The sequence below is a fragment of the Sphaerotilus sp. genome, from assembly GCF_031429695.1.
Taxonomy (GTDB): Bacteria; Pseudomonadota; Gammaproteobacteria; order Burkholderiales; family Burkholderiaceae_C; genus Sphaerotilus.
Genome location: NZ_JANPAB010000053.1, coordinates 1 through 14,446, shown reverse-complemented (window position 1 = coordinate 14,446; position 14,446 = coordinate 1). Strand labels below are relative to the sequence as shown.

Below are 14,446 nucleotides of genomic sequence, written 5' to 3'. Positions count from 1 at the left end.
AAACTCTTCATGTCCGGTCGCAGCCAGGCTGTACGGTTGCCCAAGTCACTGCGCTTCGAGGGCACCGAGGTGATCGCCCGCCGGTTCGGCAATGGCGTGCTGCTGCTGCCGGCCGAGGCACCGTGGGCGCTGATGCGCGAGGCGCTGGACGAGTTCGAGCCGGGATTCGAGCTGCAGCGCGAACAGCCCGAGCAGGCGAATCGGGAAGACCTGCTGCCATGAGCGCCACCGCCCTGGTGACGCCGTGCTACCTGCTCGACACCAACATCTGCGTCTACATCATCAACCGACGCCCGCCGCATGTCTTCGACCACTTCGTCGGTCGGCAGATCGGCGAGATCGCCATTTCCTCGATCACCGGGGCGGAACTGGCCTTCGGGGTCGCCAAGAGTGGTTCGACCCGCAACCAGGAGGCGATGGACAAGTTCCTCGCGCCGCTGGACATCCTGCCGTTCGACGAGAACGCCATGCGTCGATACGGCCCGCTGCGCAGCACGCTGGAGCGGCAGGAGTGGCCGATCGGGTCGCTCGACATGCTGATTGCGGCGCACGCGTTGGCGCTGGGCTGCACGCTGGTGACGAACAACACGCGGGAGTTCGAGCGGGTGCCGGGGCTGCGGCTGGAGAACTGGGCACAAGCTGCCTGACCGTCATGCCCGCGCAGGCGGGCACCCACACGGTCAACTGACCGTGGTGGACTGCGTGGGCCTCACCCGCGCCAAGCCGCCATCAATTCCGCCCACTTCCCCCGCACCTTGGCGAGATTCCCCGCCTTCACCCGCCCATACCCCCGGATCTCCTCCGGCAGCCGCGCAATCTCCACCGCCGCCCCCAGCCGCTCGGCTGACAAGCGCCCCAGCACCTCCTCGATCGCCGCCCGGTACTCGCCGACCAGCGCCCGCTCGGTGCGCCGCTCCTCGGTCCGGCCGAACGGATCGAACGCCGTGCCGCGCAGCCCTTTCAGCTTCGCCAGCCACGGCATCACCCGGTGCATCCACGGCCCGAACGCCTGCTTGACCGCCTGCCCCTGCGCGTCGGTCTTGCCCAGCAGCGGCGGCGCGAGGTGGTGGACGAGCTTGAACTCGCCCTCGAACATCGCGCCGATCTGTGCCGCGAACGCCGGATCGCTGTGCAGCCGGGCGACCTCGTACTCGTCCTTGTAGGCCATCAGCTTGAAGAGGTAGCGCGCCACCGCCTCGGTCAGCTTCGTGCTCGACAACGGCGCCTCGGCTGTGCGCACCTTGCTGACAAACGCGCGGTACTCGTCCGCATAGGCCGCGTTCTGGTAGCCGGTGAGGAACTCGACCCGCTTGGCGATCACCTCGTCGAGCGACGGTCGCTTGACGATCTGGATCACCTGCTGCGCTGCGTACAGGCTGCGCACGCTGGCCAAATCATGCGCGCAGCGGCGGCCCCATTCGAACGCCGCCTGGTTGTTTGCCACCTGCACGCCGTTCAGCTCCATCGCCTTCAGGATCGCGGCCCGACTCAGCGGAATGCGGCCCTTCTGCCACGCGAAGCCCATCAGCAGCGGGTTCGTGTAGATCGAGTCGCCGAGCAGTTGCGAGGCGGCCTGTTCCGCGTCGAACGCGCCCAGCCCGTCCGCGCCGACCGCCGCCGTCAACGCGGTGTCGCAGTTCCCGGCCGGGAATTGCCAATCCGGGTTGTGGACAAACCCCGCCGTCGGCGCCCCGTGGCTGTTCAGCGCCACGAAGGTGCGCCCGGCCTGCATCGTCGCCAGCGTGGCCTTGTTCGCGCCGACGATCGGGTCGCAGGCGATCACCAGGTCGGCGCGGGCGATGTCCACCTTGGTGGTGTGGATCGCGTCGGCGCGGTTGGCGATCTGGATGTGGCTCCAGGTCGCGCCGCCTTTCTGCGCGAGGCCGCCGGCGTCCTGCGTGACGACGCCCTTGCCTTCGAGGTGCGCCGCCATGCCCAGCACCTGCCCGACCGTGATCACGCCCGTGCCGCCGACCCCCGCGACGACGATGCCCCAGGCGCTCTCCGCCACCGGCAGCACCGGCTCCGGCAGCGGGGGCAGGGCGCTCAGGTCACCGCGCTGCTCCTTCTTCGGCTTCTTGAGCTGCCCGCCCTCGACCGTGACGAAACTCGGGCAGAAGCCCTTCACGCAGGAAAAATCCTTGTTGCACGAGTGTTGGTTGATGCGCCGCTTGCGGCCGAACTCGGTCTCGATCGGCTCGACGCTCAGGCAGTTGCTCTGCTCCGAGCAATCGCCGCAGCCCTCGCAGACCAGCTCGTTGATGACGACGCGCTTCTCCGGGTCGGCCATCGTGCCGCGCTTCCTGCGGCGCCGCTTCTCGGTCGCGCAGGTCTGGTCGTAGATGATCGCCGTCGTGCCCTGGATCTCGCGGAACTGCCGCTGGATCGCGTCGAGTTCATCGCGGTGGTGCACCGTCACGCCCGGCAGCAGCGCCGCGCCGTCGTACTTCGCCGGCTCGTCCGTGACGATGACCAGCTTGGTCACGCCCTCGGCCAGCACGCTCTGCATGATCTGCAGCACCGAATGCCCCTCCGGCCGCTCGCCCACGCGCTGGCCGCCGGTCATCGCCACCGCGTCGTTGTAGAGGATCTTGTAGGTGATGTTCACCCCCGAGGCGATCGACTGCCGGATGGCGAGCAGGCCGCTGTGGAAATAGGTGCCGTCGCCGAGGTTGGCGAACACATGCGTGTCGGTGGTGAACGGCGCCTGACCGACCCAGGCGACGCCCTCGCCGCCCATCTGGCTGAAGGTCACGGTGCTGCGGTCCATCCACACCGCCATGAAATGGCAGCCGATGCCGGCCAGCGCCCGCGAGCCTTCCGGCACCCGCGTGCTGGTGTTGTGCGGACAGCCCGAGCAGAACCACGGCGTCCGGTCGCCGACCACCGCGACGGGGGCCGCCAATGCCCGCTCCTTCGCGGCGATCACGTCAAGCCGCTGGTCCATGCGCGCCGCGATGTCGGCCGGCACGCCGAGCTTCTTCAGCCGCTGGGCGATGGCCTTGGCGATGATCGCGGGCGTCAGGTCGGCCTTGGCGCGCAGCAGCCAGTTCTGGCCCGGGTTCGGCATCGACCACTCGCCGCCGGTCTGGTCGCCCTCCGGCTCGTCGAACTTGCCGAGCACGTTGGGCCGCACGTCGCTGCGCCAGTTGTACAGCTCCTCCTTGACCTGGTACTCGATGACCTGGCGCTTCTCCTCGACGACCAGGATCTCCTGCAACCCGCGCGCGAACTCCCGCGTGATCGTCGCTTCGAGCGGCCAGACCACGCCCACCTTGTGGACCCGGATGCCCAGCGCCCGGCAGGTGTCGTCGTCCAGCCCCAGATCGGCCAGCGCCTGGCGCATGTCGTTGTACGCCTTGCCGCTGGCGATCAGCCCGAAGCGGTCATTGGGCGTCGAAACGACGTTGTAGTTCAGCCGATTTGCGCGGACGTAGGCCAGCGCGGCATACCACTTGTGGTCCATCAGCCGCGCCTCCTGCTCCAGCGCCGCGTCCGGCCAGCGGATGTGCAGCCCGCCGGGCGGCATCTGGAAATCCTCGGGCATCAGGATCTGCACCCGGTCCGGCTCGATGCTGACGGACGACGACGACTCCACCACCTCCTGGATCGTCTTCATCCCCGCCCAGACGCCCGAGTAGCGGCTCAGCGCCAGCGCGTGCAGCCCCAGGTCGAGGATCTCCTGCACCGTGGACGGGAAGAACACCGGGATGCCGCAGGCCTTGAAGATGTGGTCGCTCTGGTGCGCGGCGGTGCTGCTCTTGGCGATGTGGTCGTCGCCGGCGATGGCCAGCACGCCGCCGTGGCGGGCGGTACCGGCCATGTTGGCGTGCTTGAAGACGTCGCTGCAGCGGTCCACGCCCGGCCCCTTGCCGTACCAGAGGCCGAACACGCCGTCGTGCTTTTTCGTCTGCGGGAACAGGTCGAGCTGCTGCGTGCCCCAGACGGCGGTGGCGGCGAGTTCCTCGTTGACGCCGGGCTGGAAGACGATGTTCTGTGCGGCAAGGTGCTTTTTTGCAGCCCAGAGCGCCTGGTCGTAGGTGCCGAGCGGCGAGCCGCGGTAGCCGCTGATGAAGCCGGCGGTGTTGAGGCCGGCCGCCTTGTCGCGCTGCTGCTGGAGCATCGGCAAGCGGACCAGCGCCTGCACGCCGCTCATGAAGGCGCGGCCGTGGTCGAGCGTGTACTTGTCGTCGAGCGTGACCGCATCGAGCGAGCGGCGGACGGCATCGGGCAGAGGGGCGTTCATGCAAGGACTCCAGCGCGGGCAACCAGACGGGCCACCAATGCCAGAAAGTGTAGGCATCCACGCCCGACAGGTGTTTTCTTTTCATGCCCTGCTTACACTGTCCGCAGCAAGCATTTGAACAAGACTGGTCCATGAGCGAAACAGCATTGCCACAATCTTCCGATTCAGGGAAAACCCGTATCTCTGCCGACGGTGGACTCGACCGCTACGACATCGCCATCCTGGCCGAGTTGCAGCGCGATGCCCGGCTCACCAACGCCGAGCTGGCCACCCGGATCGGCCTGTCCGCGGCCCCGACGTGGCGGCGCGTCAAGCGGCTCGAAGAGGAGGGCTACATCACCGGCTACCGCGCCGAGATCGACCGCCGCAAGATCGGCCTGGGCGTGCTCGCCTTCGTGCGCGTGGACGCTGACCGCAACAACGCCGACGCGGTGCGCGGGCTGGAGACGGCGCTGCGGGCGATGCCGGAGGTCGTCGCCTGCCACTACATCAGCGGCACCGGCACCTTCGAGCTGCACGTCGTCACGACCGACCTCGACGCCTACTCGCGCTGGGCGAGGGAGGCGCTGTTCACGCTGCCCCACGTCAAGGACATGCACACCAGCTTTTCGCTGGGCGAAGTGAAAGCCGGCGCAGCCTGGCCGCTGTCGCACCTCATGCATTCAGGCGGGCGGGCCTGAGGGGTGGGAAAATTGCATGGAATCAGTGAAGATTGACATGGATCACTCCAAGAATTCGATTATTTCGTGAACAACTCAACAACCCCTGCAGCCGACTGGCTGCTCGGCCCGGCTGGTCCGCAACGCTGGCGCGTGACCCAGAGCCTGCTGGCGCTGGGGGCGTATGCCTTGCTGGCGCTGGTGCTGACCTGGCAGTGGCGCCTGGACCTGATCAGCACGCGCGCGGCCTTGCCGCTGGGGGTGGCTGGGCTGGGCTGTGGGGTGGTTTTTGCCGGGCTGATGCGCAGCGGGCTGAACCAGGTGCTGCACCGGCGCTTCGGCTGCGAGTCGTCGTTGACGCTGCCGCAGTCGATCGCCGGTCTGCTGGGCGCCGTGTGGGTCTACCTGGTCACGGGGCCGGTGCGTGGCGCTGCGCTGGGCTTGCTGGTGCTGGTGGTCGTGTTCGCGATGTTCCGGCTCGGCCCGCGCGAGGCGCTGGGGCTGGCGGCGGCGGCGCTGCTGCTGCTCGGGGCGGCGTCCCGCTGGTTGGTCCTGTCGGATGCCTTCCACTTCCCGGCCGAGGTCGAGGTGCTGAATCTGGCCTACACCACCGTCGTGCTGGCAGGGGTGGCGCTGCTGGCGATGCGGGTGACGCAGTTGCGCGAGCAGCACCAGCAGCAGCGCGTCGCGTTGCAGCACGCGCTGGCCCGCATCAGCGAACTCGCCACCCGCGACGAGCTGACGGGCCTGCCCAATCGCCGCGCCATCCTCGACCAGCTCGCCACCGAAACCGCCCGCCAGGCACGCAAGAAGCTGCCGCTGGCGCTGGCGCTGATCGACCTGGACCACTTCAAGCGCATCAACGACGAACATGGCCACGCAGGTGGCGACCAGGTGCTGCGGGGTTTCGCGCACCGGGTCGAATCCGAGCTGCGCGGCGGCGACGTGATGGCGCGCTGGGGCGGCGAGGAGTTTCTGTTGATGCTGCCCGACACCTCGATCGAGGCGGCGCAGCAATGTCTGGAGCGGCTGCGCGAGCGGCTGCGCCAGACGCCGTTCGACGAGGTGGCGCCGGGGTTGTCGCTCACGTTCTCGGCAGGCGTCACCGGTTGCCTGGGGCAGGGCGACATCGACAGCGCGATCGAGCGCGCCGATCAGGCGATGTACCGCGCCAAGCAAGCCGGGCGCGACCGGATCGAAGCGAGCTGAACCTCCCGCGCCCCGGCGCTGGTCACTTCGGCCAGAGCACCCACAGCTTCAGCGGCTGCTTGGTGCGCCCGGCGCGCTCTTCCACGCCGTCGCCCCAGCCCCAGAAGTAGTCGGCGCGCACGGCACCGAGGATGGCGCTGCCGGTGTCCTGCGCCAGCACGAGGCGCTGCAGCGGGCGGGCGGGTGGCGGGTTCTGGCTCCAGATCTGCGGCTCCGTGCTGGCGAGCCAGACGGGGGTGCCGTAGGGAATGCTGTCCTTGTCCACCGCGATGGAGCGGCCCGGTGTCAGCGGCACGCCCTGCGCGCCGACGGCGCCGATCGCCGGGTCCGCCAGCGGCTCTTCGCGGAAAAAGACGTAGCGGGTGTTGACCGCCAGCATCTCCTTGATGCGCTGCGGGTTCTGGCGTGCCCACTGGCGTATCGCCGGCCAGCTCGCCTGCTCCAGCGTGAACGCGCCTTGCTCGACCAGCCAGCGGCCGACCGACTGGTAAGGCTGGTCGTTGTGTCCCGCAAACGCCAGCCGCACCATGCGCCGCACGCCACCCGCTTCGGTGAACGTCAGCCGGCCGGATCCCTGGATCTGCACCAGCAGCAGATCCATCGGGTCGGTCAGCCACGCGATCTCGCGGCCTTTCAGGGCGGCTTGCGCGGCGGGCTGGGTGTCGATCTCGCCGCGGGTGAACCAGGGTTTGCGCAGGCCGAAATCGGCCGGCAGGCCGTACACCGGCACGGTGTGGCGCTCGGTGCGCACGCGGCTGGCCTCCAGCAGCGGCTCGAAGTAGCCGGTCATCAGGCCGTCGGGCTTGCCCTCGGTGCTTTCGACGCGCCAGGGCTGCAGCCGCGACTGGAGCAACTGCCGCACCTGCGCCTCGTTCGGCCCGGGGCCGAGGCGGCGGACGTCGCGGCACAGCGCGTTCCATTCCGACGCGAAGGCGAACGGGTTGAAGCTGACCGTGCCGGTGGCGACGCTGGCGGCAGCCAGGCCGCGGCCGCTGGTGTTGCCACCGTTGGTGGCGGTGATCACCTTGTCGCAGCTGCGCTGCAGCGCGGGCCAGGCCATCAGGGTCTGGTCCGCTTCCCAGCCCGGCAGGTCCGACCACTCGCCGCGGACCCAGCGCCCGCGTGGCGTGGTGCGGATCTGGGCGTCGGTGGCGGCGGGTGGTGGCGTCTGCACCGAGGGCGGGATCTCCAGCGGCGGCGGCTCGGGCACCCGGGGCGGGGCGCTGCCGCAGCCGGCGAACAGGCCCGCCAGGGTGCCTAGAATCGCGGCCACCAAGGCGGCCCCGACCCGCTGGCGCACGCGGTGCGCGAATTCGGGGCGGTTCGAGAGGAACAAGGACATGACGCTGATCATTCTGGAAGCACTGGGGGCCGGGTTGCTGCTGGTCGGGATCGTCTGGTGGACGATGTTCTCGGGGCGCCGCGGCGGCGAGCGCATCGAGGACACCCCGGAAACCCCGGACGACCGGCGACTGTAGCGCCTGGCGCCTGCGTCAGACCGGCCGCAGGAAGCTGCCCGGCGCCGTTCGCAAGCGCTGCCGCAATGCCGCATACAGCCGCCCGCGGTCGCGCACCTTCAGCCCCCGCGAGCGCAGCGCCAGCCGGAACGCCAGCGTGAAGCTCACGAGCACGTTGAGCACCCCCGTCAACGGTACCGCCGCCACGCACCACCAGAAGGCCGGCTCGGACAGCACCGACACCCCCAGCGTGCCCAGCGCGGCCGCGATCTGGCCCGCCGACAGTGTGACGTGGCGCACCTCGATCGGAAGCCCGAAGAAGGCGGCCAGCGACGGCACCAGTCCGAGCATCATCCCCAGCGAGCAGTTGGCCGCCAGGCCCGAGATGTTGCCCCGCCACCAGACCGACCAGCGCTGCGCCCGCCCGGTGCCGAGCCAGCGCACGATGCGCGGGTTGCAGGCGATGGCGCTGTCGAGCCGGTGGAAGACGAACCAGTTCTCCCACCAGCCCGCGATCAGGCTCGACAGGAACAGCAGCACCCCCGTGAACGCCGCGTAGGGCAGCGTCGGCCCGAGCAGCGTGAGCTTGTCGAGCACCTTGTGTGCCGTGTGGGCATCGATCAGCGGCGCACCCTGCAGCGCCCAGGCGGCGAGCTGGACCAGCAGCACGACGGGGGCCACCACCAGCACATTGCCCAGGATGCCGGCGATCTGCGTGCGGATCAGGTGCGCCACCTCGTCGACGAAGTCCTCGGTGGCGGGGTCGCTGTCGCCCACGTTGTCCAGCTTGGCGGCCATGGCGGGTGCGGTCATCGCCGGCTGCTTGGTGGCCACGGTCCAGTGCAGCAGGTGGATCAGCACGAAGCTGGCGGCGTAGTTGGCCCCGGCCCAGAATCCGGCCCAGAACGCCGACAGCGCCACCGCGCCGATGGCGAACTTCAGGAACGTGGTGCCCGCGATCACCAGGCCGCCACCGCAGGCGCGGCGCAGCATGTCCATGTACCCGTCACGGGTGCGGGTGATGTAGTGCTCGCCGGTGGCGGCGCTGCGCTCGGCGACCTTGCGGGCGAGCATGGCGTAGTGGTGCGAGAACAGCGCGCCGATGCTGCGCCGCGTCTGCACGCTGCGGGCGAAGGCCACGGTCAGCAACTGCCACTCGCGTGCCGGCTCGGCGGCGGCCAGGCAATTCAGCAGCGCCACGATGCGGGCGATGCGCTCGTGGAGTTGCTCGATCTGGAACACCACGTCCACCGATACGCCCCAGGCGTCGAGGTGTTCCCGCACGCTGGCCGCCGCCGTGCGGCAGGCATCGAGCAGCACGCGCAGGTAGTTCATCTGCTGCTGCTGTTCCGCGGTGTCCACGGCCTCGTCGGCATCGGACAGCAGCGCGGCGGCCTGCGCGAGCTGGTGGAACGGCCGGTCGGCCAGCAGCGCGGGGTCGATGCGTGGCCGGATCGCCGCGGACAGGCCCACCGCCCGCACCTGGCTGGCCAGCATCTGCACCGAGTCGATCAGCGCCCGGTGCCAGTGCCCGCGGACGTGGTCATCGACCAGCAGGCGTTCGATGCGCGCCAGCGTCGGGGCGTCGATGGCGCCGAGCCAGTCGGCGTCGCTGGGGTGGTGGAAGACCATCAGGAAGAGCTGACCGAGATCGCCGGTGTCGGGCGTGCCGGGCAGGGTGACCATGCGCAGCCGGTCGATCAGCTCGGCACCGAAGCCCGAGCGCGGCGAGAAGCCGAAGTCCGCCAGCAGCGTGCCGGCGTCGGCGGTGGCGAACACCGAGCGCAGCAGTGCGCGGCAGCGCTGGGCCAGCGCGGGATCCGTGTCGAGGAGGTCGAGCAGGTGGTGCAGGCGCGCCAATGGGACAACTGGGACCAGGGGGGCCGCCGTGTCGCCGGCTGCGTGGCCCGCAGGGCGCAGCGCATCCACCAGCGCGATCAGCCAGAGGTGGCGGTTGGCGCGCGTGGCGCCGGGGTCTGCGGCGTCGAGCAGGGTGGGCAGATCGGCGTCGGGCCGTGCGGCCAGCGCCGTGCGCAGGCGCAGCAGCAGGGCCGTCAATGCAGGGCGTGAGCTTGCGACAGCTCGAAGGCGGGGACGGGGGTGTCGAAGGGCCGGGCTTCTTCGGTCATGCAGAAGAAGGTGCCGCGCATCTGCCCGCGGGGCGAGGCCAGCCGGGTCCAGCTGGTGTACTCGAAACGCTCGCCCGGCTTGAGCATCGGCTGGTGGCCGACGACGCCGAGGCCGCGCACTTCCTCGGTGTGGCCGGCGGTGTCGGTGATGACCCAGTGGCGCCCGATGAGCTGGGCCGGCACGTCACCGGTGTTGACCACCGTGATGGTGTACGAGAAGGCGTAGATCCCTTTCGACGCATCCGAATGCTCGGCGAGGTAGGCGGGGACGACGGTGCAGGTGAACTGGGGGTACGGCATGGGGCGGATGATAGACGGCTACCTGGTCTGCGGCAGCGGAGGCACGGCGCGCAGCTGGGTGTTCAGTGTGTCGATCAGTACCGACCAATCCCCGTCCTCCTGCAGCTTCTCCCGGATCAGGGCGCGCTGCGAGGGCGACCAGAACGGCGCGTCGAACAGCCGGATCTCCAGCGGCAGCGGGCGGTGCCGGGCGATGAACGCGCCGATGGCGGCGGGGTCGTCGTCCAGGCCCAGCTGGGCGAAGAGTTCCTTCATCGAGTGGAAGAGACTGTCCATGGTGCGATCTCCGATGGGGGTTGGGTGAGGTGGACGGACGCCTGGGCGGTTAGCATGATGAATCGCCCTGGAGTCCCTCCCGCATGCATTTCTCCGAAGCCCGATGGCGCGCCGCCGGCGTACGGCATGAGATCTTGCTGCGCATGTGGCCTCTGCAACAGCACGACATCCTCGGGCCCCTGTCGGCGATGCGGTTATCGCTGGCGATCCTGCAGCGCCGCACGGCCGTCCCGGTACCAGATGGTGCGGCGCTGGGCCGGAAAGTTGCTGAACTCGGCGTCCAGATGGACGAAATGCTCGCCGCGCTCGCCGGCCTGCGCTGCTGGGATGGCAGCCCTGGCGACAGCGCCGAAGCGGCCCGGGCACTGCCGGTCTGTCTGGTACTCGCCGGCCATGCCCTGAGCCTGCGCGGCCACCGCCTGGAGGCGCCCGCCGTGTCGAGCGAGCCCGACCCCGTGCGCATGCCGGACTTCACCTACGCGGTGCTGGGCCTGCTGCTGCACGTGACGGACCTGCGCACCACGGCGCAGGTCTTCCACCTCGTGCACCAGCCGGGGCAGTTGCGCTTGTGGACCGAACCCCTGCCGCCGCGCGGCGTGCCGGCACCCTTGCCGGTCCCGCCACGACCGCGGCTGGATGCCCAGGCGCTGCAATGGCTCGTCGATGACCTGGGCTGGGCGCTGACCCTGCCGGACGGGCCGTCCGGGTGGCGGCTGTGCTGGCGTCCTCCCGGGGGTTGATGGCGGGCGCCAGGGCATTCAGCCCTTCACCAGGAGCTGGTTGTCCACACGGTGCACGCCCTTGACGCCCATCGCCAGCGTGCTCGCCCGCTCGCGGGCCACGGCCGAGGGGGCCGTGCCCCGCAGTGTCACGGCGCCGACCGCGGTGTCGACATTGATGGACAAGGCGCTCAGGGTCGGATCCTTGGCCAGCTCGGCGTTCACGGCGGTGGTGATGGCGGCGTCCTCGACCTTCTCGACCACCTTGTTCGCGGCGCTGGTGGTCTTGTCGGCCGCCTTGTCGAGGGCGGTCTCGGTGCGTGCCTTCAGCTCGGCTGATTCCTTGCGCATCTTTTCGGCGGCAGCATCGGTTTTCTGTTCGGCGGAGTTCACTGCGGCATCGACCTTCTGGCCGACGGTGCGGTCGTCCGGCTTGCCGCACGCGGCCAGCAGCGCCAGGGACGCCGCGGTCAGCACGGTCCAGCGCAGACGGGCGGCGGAGGATGCGGTGGTGCGTGTGGAGGCCATGGAAAGTCCTTTCAGTCGTTGGCAGGTCATGGCCCCAGCCTAGGCGCCGCAGGGTCCGTGCACCATCGGCCGTCGACCCGCCGCCGTGTGGGCATCGTCCGACAGCGAGCGCTCGGCGCGGTGCCGCGCAGGTCAGCGCGGCCTGGCCGGTGTCCGCGCCGGCTGCCCCCGCATTAACCGGGTGCAGCCGGCCACGGACGGTGCGCCACCGTCGCTGCCGGTGTCCAGCAGCGGCACCAGCCCGGCCAGCGGCGTGACCAGTGCCAGCAGCGCCGCCGGCCCGAGCCGGCCGAGCAGGGCCCCCCGTTCGAGCTGCACCCGGGGGGCGGCAAACGTGCCTTCCACCCGCAGCGGTGAGCGCAGGCTCAGGGGGCTGAAGTCCTTCGGGTACACACGCGCCGTCAGGGCCAGCGATTCGCGGACGAAGGACGCCTGCCCCTCCACCCAGAGCGTGGAGTCGCGGGTGTCCACCAGCAGGACGGTCGGTGTCAGTTGTCCGTCGCGGATCCGCAGATCGGCCGCGCCGCAGGTGACCGGCAGCGCATCGTCGCCCACGAGGAACACCCCCAGTCCCTGTGCCACGTCCAGTCCGGCCACTTCGACCAGCAGGTGCGAAATGGTGCCCTGCGTCCACAGCAGCACGGCGCGGCCGTCGGCCGAGGCCAGCAGCTCGGCCGTGGAGCGTCCGCGGCCGGCCACCTTCAGCGTCATGCCGAGCCGGCCGCTGACATAGGGAGGCTGGCCTGGTCGGTGCGCGGCGCGGATCCAGTGTTCGAGCCGCAGGTCGTGCACCTGCAGGTCGGTGTCCCAGCGGGCGGGGCTTTGCCGGCCGTCGAGCTGGACACGGCCGGTCACGCGTCCGTCGGCCAGGCGGGCGGTCAGCGGGTCCAGCACCAGCACGCCGCCGTCCAGCCGCAGCCGGGTGTCGAGCGCCTGCACGGCCTGCAGGGCGGGCGTACCGAGGTCCAGCCGTGCGAAGGACAACTGCACATCGGCGTCCATCGCGCGCAGGGCGGTGAGGTCGAAGGGGTGGTCCGGCAGGGTGCGGTTGCGGCGGGCGGTCGAAGCGGCAGGGGCACCGGTGTGCGGCGCCCCGATCGCGGGCGCCAGGTCGCGCAACTGGAACAGCGGACTCACGAGCGACCCGGTCAGCCGACCGCGCCCGCCGACGGTGTCATGCCGCACCTGCCCGTGGACACTGCTGCGGCCCACCGTGGCCAGCAGGATCTCCAGATCCCAGTGTGCTGCGCGGTGCGACACGCTGCCGGCCGCGGCGAACGGATGGGTGGCCGGCAGGGTCACGCCCAAGGCCCGGCCCACCGGCGCCAGCGAGAGCCCGCCCACGCCGAAGGTGCCGCGCAGGCCCTCCAGCGTCGCCAGACCCTGTGCCTGTCCGTCGAAGGCGAGCGCGGCCTGACCGACCTGCACGTCGAACGTCAGCCGGGTCTCGACCGCGTCCGGCCCGGACACCCACGGCAGCGGACCCTCGGTGCGCAGCGCCGCGGTGACCTCCTCCTGGCGCACCCGGCCGGTGGCGCGCGCCCGCACGCCGGCGCCGGTCTCGCCGTGTCCTTGCGCCAGCGAAAAGTGCAGCGCCAGCGTCATCTGCCGGGCCTCGTCCTGGAACTGCGCGGTGCCGTCGCGCACGGTCAGCGTGCGCACCTGGACCGGCACCTGCGGCCCATCCGCATCCGGTGTCCCGTTGCCGAACTGCCAGGTGGCACGGCCGTCCGGGGTGCGCAGCAGGTCCAGCGCCAGGCGCTCGGCCTGCAGGCGTTGCACGGCCAGACCGCCGCCGCGCCAGCCCGCCAGCAGGTCGCGGTAGCGCAGGTCGAGCTGGACGCCGTGGGCCTCCAGTGTCGGCGGACGGTCGGCGGCCCAGGCCGGGGGCGCAACCTGCAGCCGGTCCGCCTGCAGGCGCACACCGCCCAGCAGATGGAGCTGGAGCTGCCGCGGGTCCGTGCCGGCCTCCCCGAAGCGCACCGTGCGTCCCAGCCGGTCGCCGAGCCAACCCGCCAGCGGCTGCGCCAGCCACGGCCATCCCGCCCATTCTCCCCAGGCGAAGCCGGCGCAGAGCAGGGCGAGTGTGCCCGCTGCGCCAAGCCACCAGCGGCCGGGGTGCCAGCGCAGGGTCATGGCCGCTCCGGGGCCGTGTCGCGGTGTGACCCGAGCGCGTGGGCATAGACCCAGGTGAACTCCGCCCCCAGCAGGAAGATCTGCGCCGAGTAGTAGACCCAGAGCAGCAGCACCACCAGCGAGCCCGCCGCGCCATAGCCCGCGGCAGCGCCGCTGGTGGAGATCACCAGCCCGATGCCGTGGCGACCGGCGGTGAGCAGGCCCGCCGTCACCAGCGCACCGATCCAGACATCGGTCCACGCGATGCGGGCACGCGGCATGGTCTTGTAGATCATCGCGAACAGCAGCGTCATCAGCGTGAAGCTGGCGAACTGCCCCGCCGCACCGGCAAAGACCTCGCCCAGACCTGGGGCCCACCAGTGCTGCGCGACCGCCAGCGCGGTGTTGAAGAGCAGCGACACGACCAGCAGGAAGCCCACGCCCAGGATCAGCCCGAAGGACAGCACCCGCGCGCGCAGCAAATGCCACAGGCCGTTCGCAGGCCGTGCGGGCGCCCGCCAGATGTGGTCGAGCGTGTCCTGCAACTCGGCGAACACGGTGGTCGCGCCCACCAGCATCAGGCCGAGGCCGAACAGCGTGGCCACCAGGCCGTCGGTCGGGCGGTTCACGCTCGCCAGCAGGGCCTGCAGCGAGACAGCACCGGCCTCGCCGATGAGTCCGCGCATCTGGGTCTCGATCTCGCCACGGGCGGCCTCCGGCCCGAACACGAGCCCGGCCACCGAGATGACGATGAGCAGCAGCGGCGCCAGCGAGAACAGCGTGTAGTAGGCCAGCGCCGCGCCCATGC

14 protein-coding genes are annotated in these 14,446 nt (G+C 70.5%); 6 read left to right on the top strand and 8 right to left on the bottom strand.

The features are described from left to right. Positions 1 to 9: 9 nt before the first annotated feature. Positions 10 to 222 carry an antitoxin gene (locus RMP06_RS09035; RefSeq protein WP_310461446.1) on the top strand — a complete coding sequence of 71 codons (213 nt, stop codon included), beginning with the start codon at positions 10 to 12 and terminating at the stop codon, positions 220 to 222. Further along, positions 219 to 647 (top strand): type II toxin-antitoxin system tRNA(fMet)-specific endonuclease VapC, encoded by a 429-nt coding sequence (gene vapC, locus RMP06_RS09030; protein ID WP_310461445.1) that lies wholly within the window; start codon positions 219 to 221, stop codon positions 645 to 647. Before RMP06_RS09035 ends, vapC begins: the two co-directional genes overlap by 4 nt. 62 nt (positions 648 to 709) lie before the next feature. On the opposite strand, the gene RMP06_RS09025 is transcribed toward vapC, so the two are convergent. Beyond that, entirely contained in the window at positions 710 to 4,246 is a 3,537-nt protein-coding gene (locus RMP06_RS09025) for an indolepyruvate ferredoxin oxidoreductase family protein (protein ID WP_310461444.1), read from the bottom strand. A gap of 131 nt (positions 4,247 to 4,377) precedes the next feature. On the opposite strand from RMP06_RS09025, the gene RMP06_RS09020 reads away from it, so the two are divergent. Beyond that, a complete protein-coding gene (locus RMP06_RS09020) occupies positions 4,378 to 4,926 on the top strand; it encodes an Lrp/AsnC family transcriptional regulator (protein WP_310461443.1) in 549 nt (182 codons plus the stop codon). A 66-nt stretch (positions 4,927 to 4,992) separates the two neighbouring features. Next, complete coding sequence (locus tag RMP06_RS09015) at positions 4,993 to 6,114, top strand: GGDEF domain-containing protein (protein ID WP_310461442.1); 1,122 nt, start codon at positions 4,993 to 4,995, stop codon at positions 6,112 to 6,114. A gap of 22 nt (positions 6,115 to 6,136) precedes the next feature. On the opposite strand, the gene mltA is transcribed toward RMP06_RS09015, so the two are convergent. Beyond that, complete coding sequence (gene mltA, locus RMP06_RS09010; protein WP_310461441.1) at positions 6,137 to 7,456, bottom strand: murein transglycosylase A; 1,320 nt, start codon at positions 7,454 to 7,456, stop codon at positions 6,137 to 6,139. Here mltA and RMP06_RS09005 point away from each other — a divergent pair. Next, a complete protein-coding gene (locus RMP06_RS09005) occupies positions 7,455 to 7,592 on the top strand; it encodes a hypothetical protein (RefSeq protein WP_310461440.1) in 138 nt (45 codons plus the stop codon). The two genes, mltA and RMP06_RS09005, sit on opposite strands and share 2 nt — an antisense overlap. A 15-nt stretch (positions 7,593 to 7,607) precedes the next feature. On the opposite strand, the gene RMP06_RS09000 is transcribed toward RMP06_RS09005, so the two are convergent. From RMP06_RS09000 to RMP06_RS08990, 3 genes are read right to left on the bottom strand one after another with little or no spacing between them, the layout of a single operon-like run. Next, complete coding sequence (locus tag RMP06_RS09000; protein ID WP_310461439.1) at positions 7,608 to 9,629, bottom strand: site-specific recombinase; 2,022 nt, start codon at positions 9,627 to 9,629, stop codon at positions 7,608 to 7,610. After that, complete coding sequence (apaG, locus tag RMP06_RS08995; RefSeq protein ID WP_310461438.1) at positions 9,626 to 10,000, bottom strand: Co2+/Mg2+ efflux protein ApaG; 375 nt, start codon at positions 9,998 to 10,000, stop codon at positions 9,626 to 9,628. Before apaG ends, RMP06_RS09000 begins: the two co-directional genes overlap by 4 nt. Before the next feature lie 18 nt (positions 10,001 to 10,018). Next, positions 10,019 to 10,276 carry a DUF2789 domain-containing protein gene (locus RMP06_RS08990; protein ID WP_310461437.1) on the bottom strand — a complete coding sequence of 86 codons (258 nt, stop codon included), beginning with the start codon at positions 10,274 to 10,276 and terminating at the stop codon, positions 10,019 to 10,021. Positions 10,277 to 10,419: 143 nt separating this feature from the next. On the opposite strand from RMP06_RS08990, the gene RMP06_RS08985 reads away from it, so the two are divergent. Beyond that, positions 10,420 to 11,016: a hypothetical protein gene (locus RMP06_RS08985; protein WP_310461436.1), complete on the top strand. Its 597-nt coding sequence runs from the start codon at positions 10,420 to 10,422 to the stop codon at positions 11,014 to 11,016. Between the two features lie 18 nt (positions 11,017 to 11,034). Here RMP06_RS08985 and RMP06_RS08980 read toward each other — a convergent pair whose 3' ends face one another. From RMP06_RS08980 to RMP06_RS08970, 3 genes are all read right to left on the bottom strand, one after another. Further along, positions 11,035 to 11,523 (bottom strand): BON domain-containing protein, encoded by a 489-nt coding sequence (locus RMP06_RS08980; protein ID WP_310461435.1) that lies wholly within the window; start codon positions 11,521 to 11,523, stop codon positions 11,035 to 11,037. A 132-nt stretch (positions 11,524 to 11,655) separates the two neighbouring features. After that, positions 11,656 to 13,659 carry an AsmA family protein gene (locus tag RMP06_RS08975; protein WP_310461434.1) on the bottom strand — a complete coding sequence of 668 codons (2,004 nt, stop codon included), beginning with the start codon at positions 13,657 to 13,659 and terminating at the stop codon, positions 11,656 to 11,658. After that, positions 13,656 to 14,446, bottom strand: a 791-nt coding sequence (locus tag RMP06_RS08970; RefSeq protein WP_310461433.1) for a YihY/virulence factor BrkB family protein, incomplete at its 5' end; no start/stop codon positions are given. The genes RMP06_RS08970 and RMP06_RS08975, both read right to left, overlap by 4 nt.

Coding starts and splice junctions, on each gene's coding strand:
- RMP06_RS09035 (WP_310461446.1), top strand. CDS start 10: ATGTCCGGTCGCAGCCAGGCTGTACGGTTGCCCAAGTCACTGCGCTTC.
- vapC (WP_310461445.1), top strand. CDS start 219: ATGAGCGCCACCGCCCTGGTGACGCCGTGCTACCTGCTCGACACCAAC.
- RMP06_RS09025 (WP_310461444.1), bottom strand. CDS start 4,246: ATGAACGCCCCTCTGCCCGATGCCGTCCGCCGCTCGCTCGATGCGGTC.
- RMP06_RS09020 (WP_310461443.1), top strand. CDS start 4,378: ATGAGCGAAACAGCATTGCCACAATCTTCCGATTCAGGGAAAACCCGT.
- RMP06_RS09005 (WP_310461440.1), top strand. CDS start 7,455: ATGACGCTGATCATTCTGGAAGCACTGGGGGCCGGGTTGCTGCTGGTC.
- mltA (WP_310461441.1), bottom strand. CDS start 7,456: ATGTCCTTGTTCCTCTCGAACCGCCCCGAATTCGCGCACCGCGTGCGC.
- apaG (WP_310461438.1), bottom strand. CDS start 10,000: ATGCCGTACCCCCAGTTCACCTGCACCGTCGTCCCCGCCTACCTCGCC.
- RMP06_RS08990 (WP_310461437.1), bottom strand. CDS start 10,276: ATGGACAGTCTCTTCCACTCGATGAAGGAACTCTTCGCCCAGCTGGGC.
- RMP06_RS08985 (WP_310461436.1), top strand. CDS start 10,420: ATGTGGCCTCTGCAACAGCACGACATCCTCGGGCCCCTGTCGGCGATG.
- RMP06_RS08980 (WP_310461435.1), bottom strand. CDS start 11,523: ATGGCCTCCACACGCACCACCGCATCCTCCGCCGCCCGTCTGCGCTGG.
- RMP06_RS08975 (WP_310461434.1), bottom strand. CDS start 13,659: ATGACCCTGCGCTGGCACCCCGGCCGCTGGTGGCTTGGCGCAGCGGGC.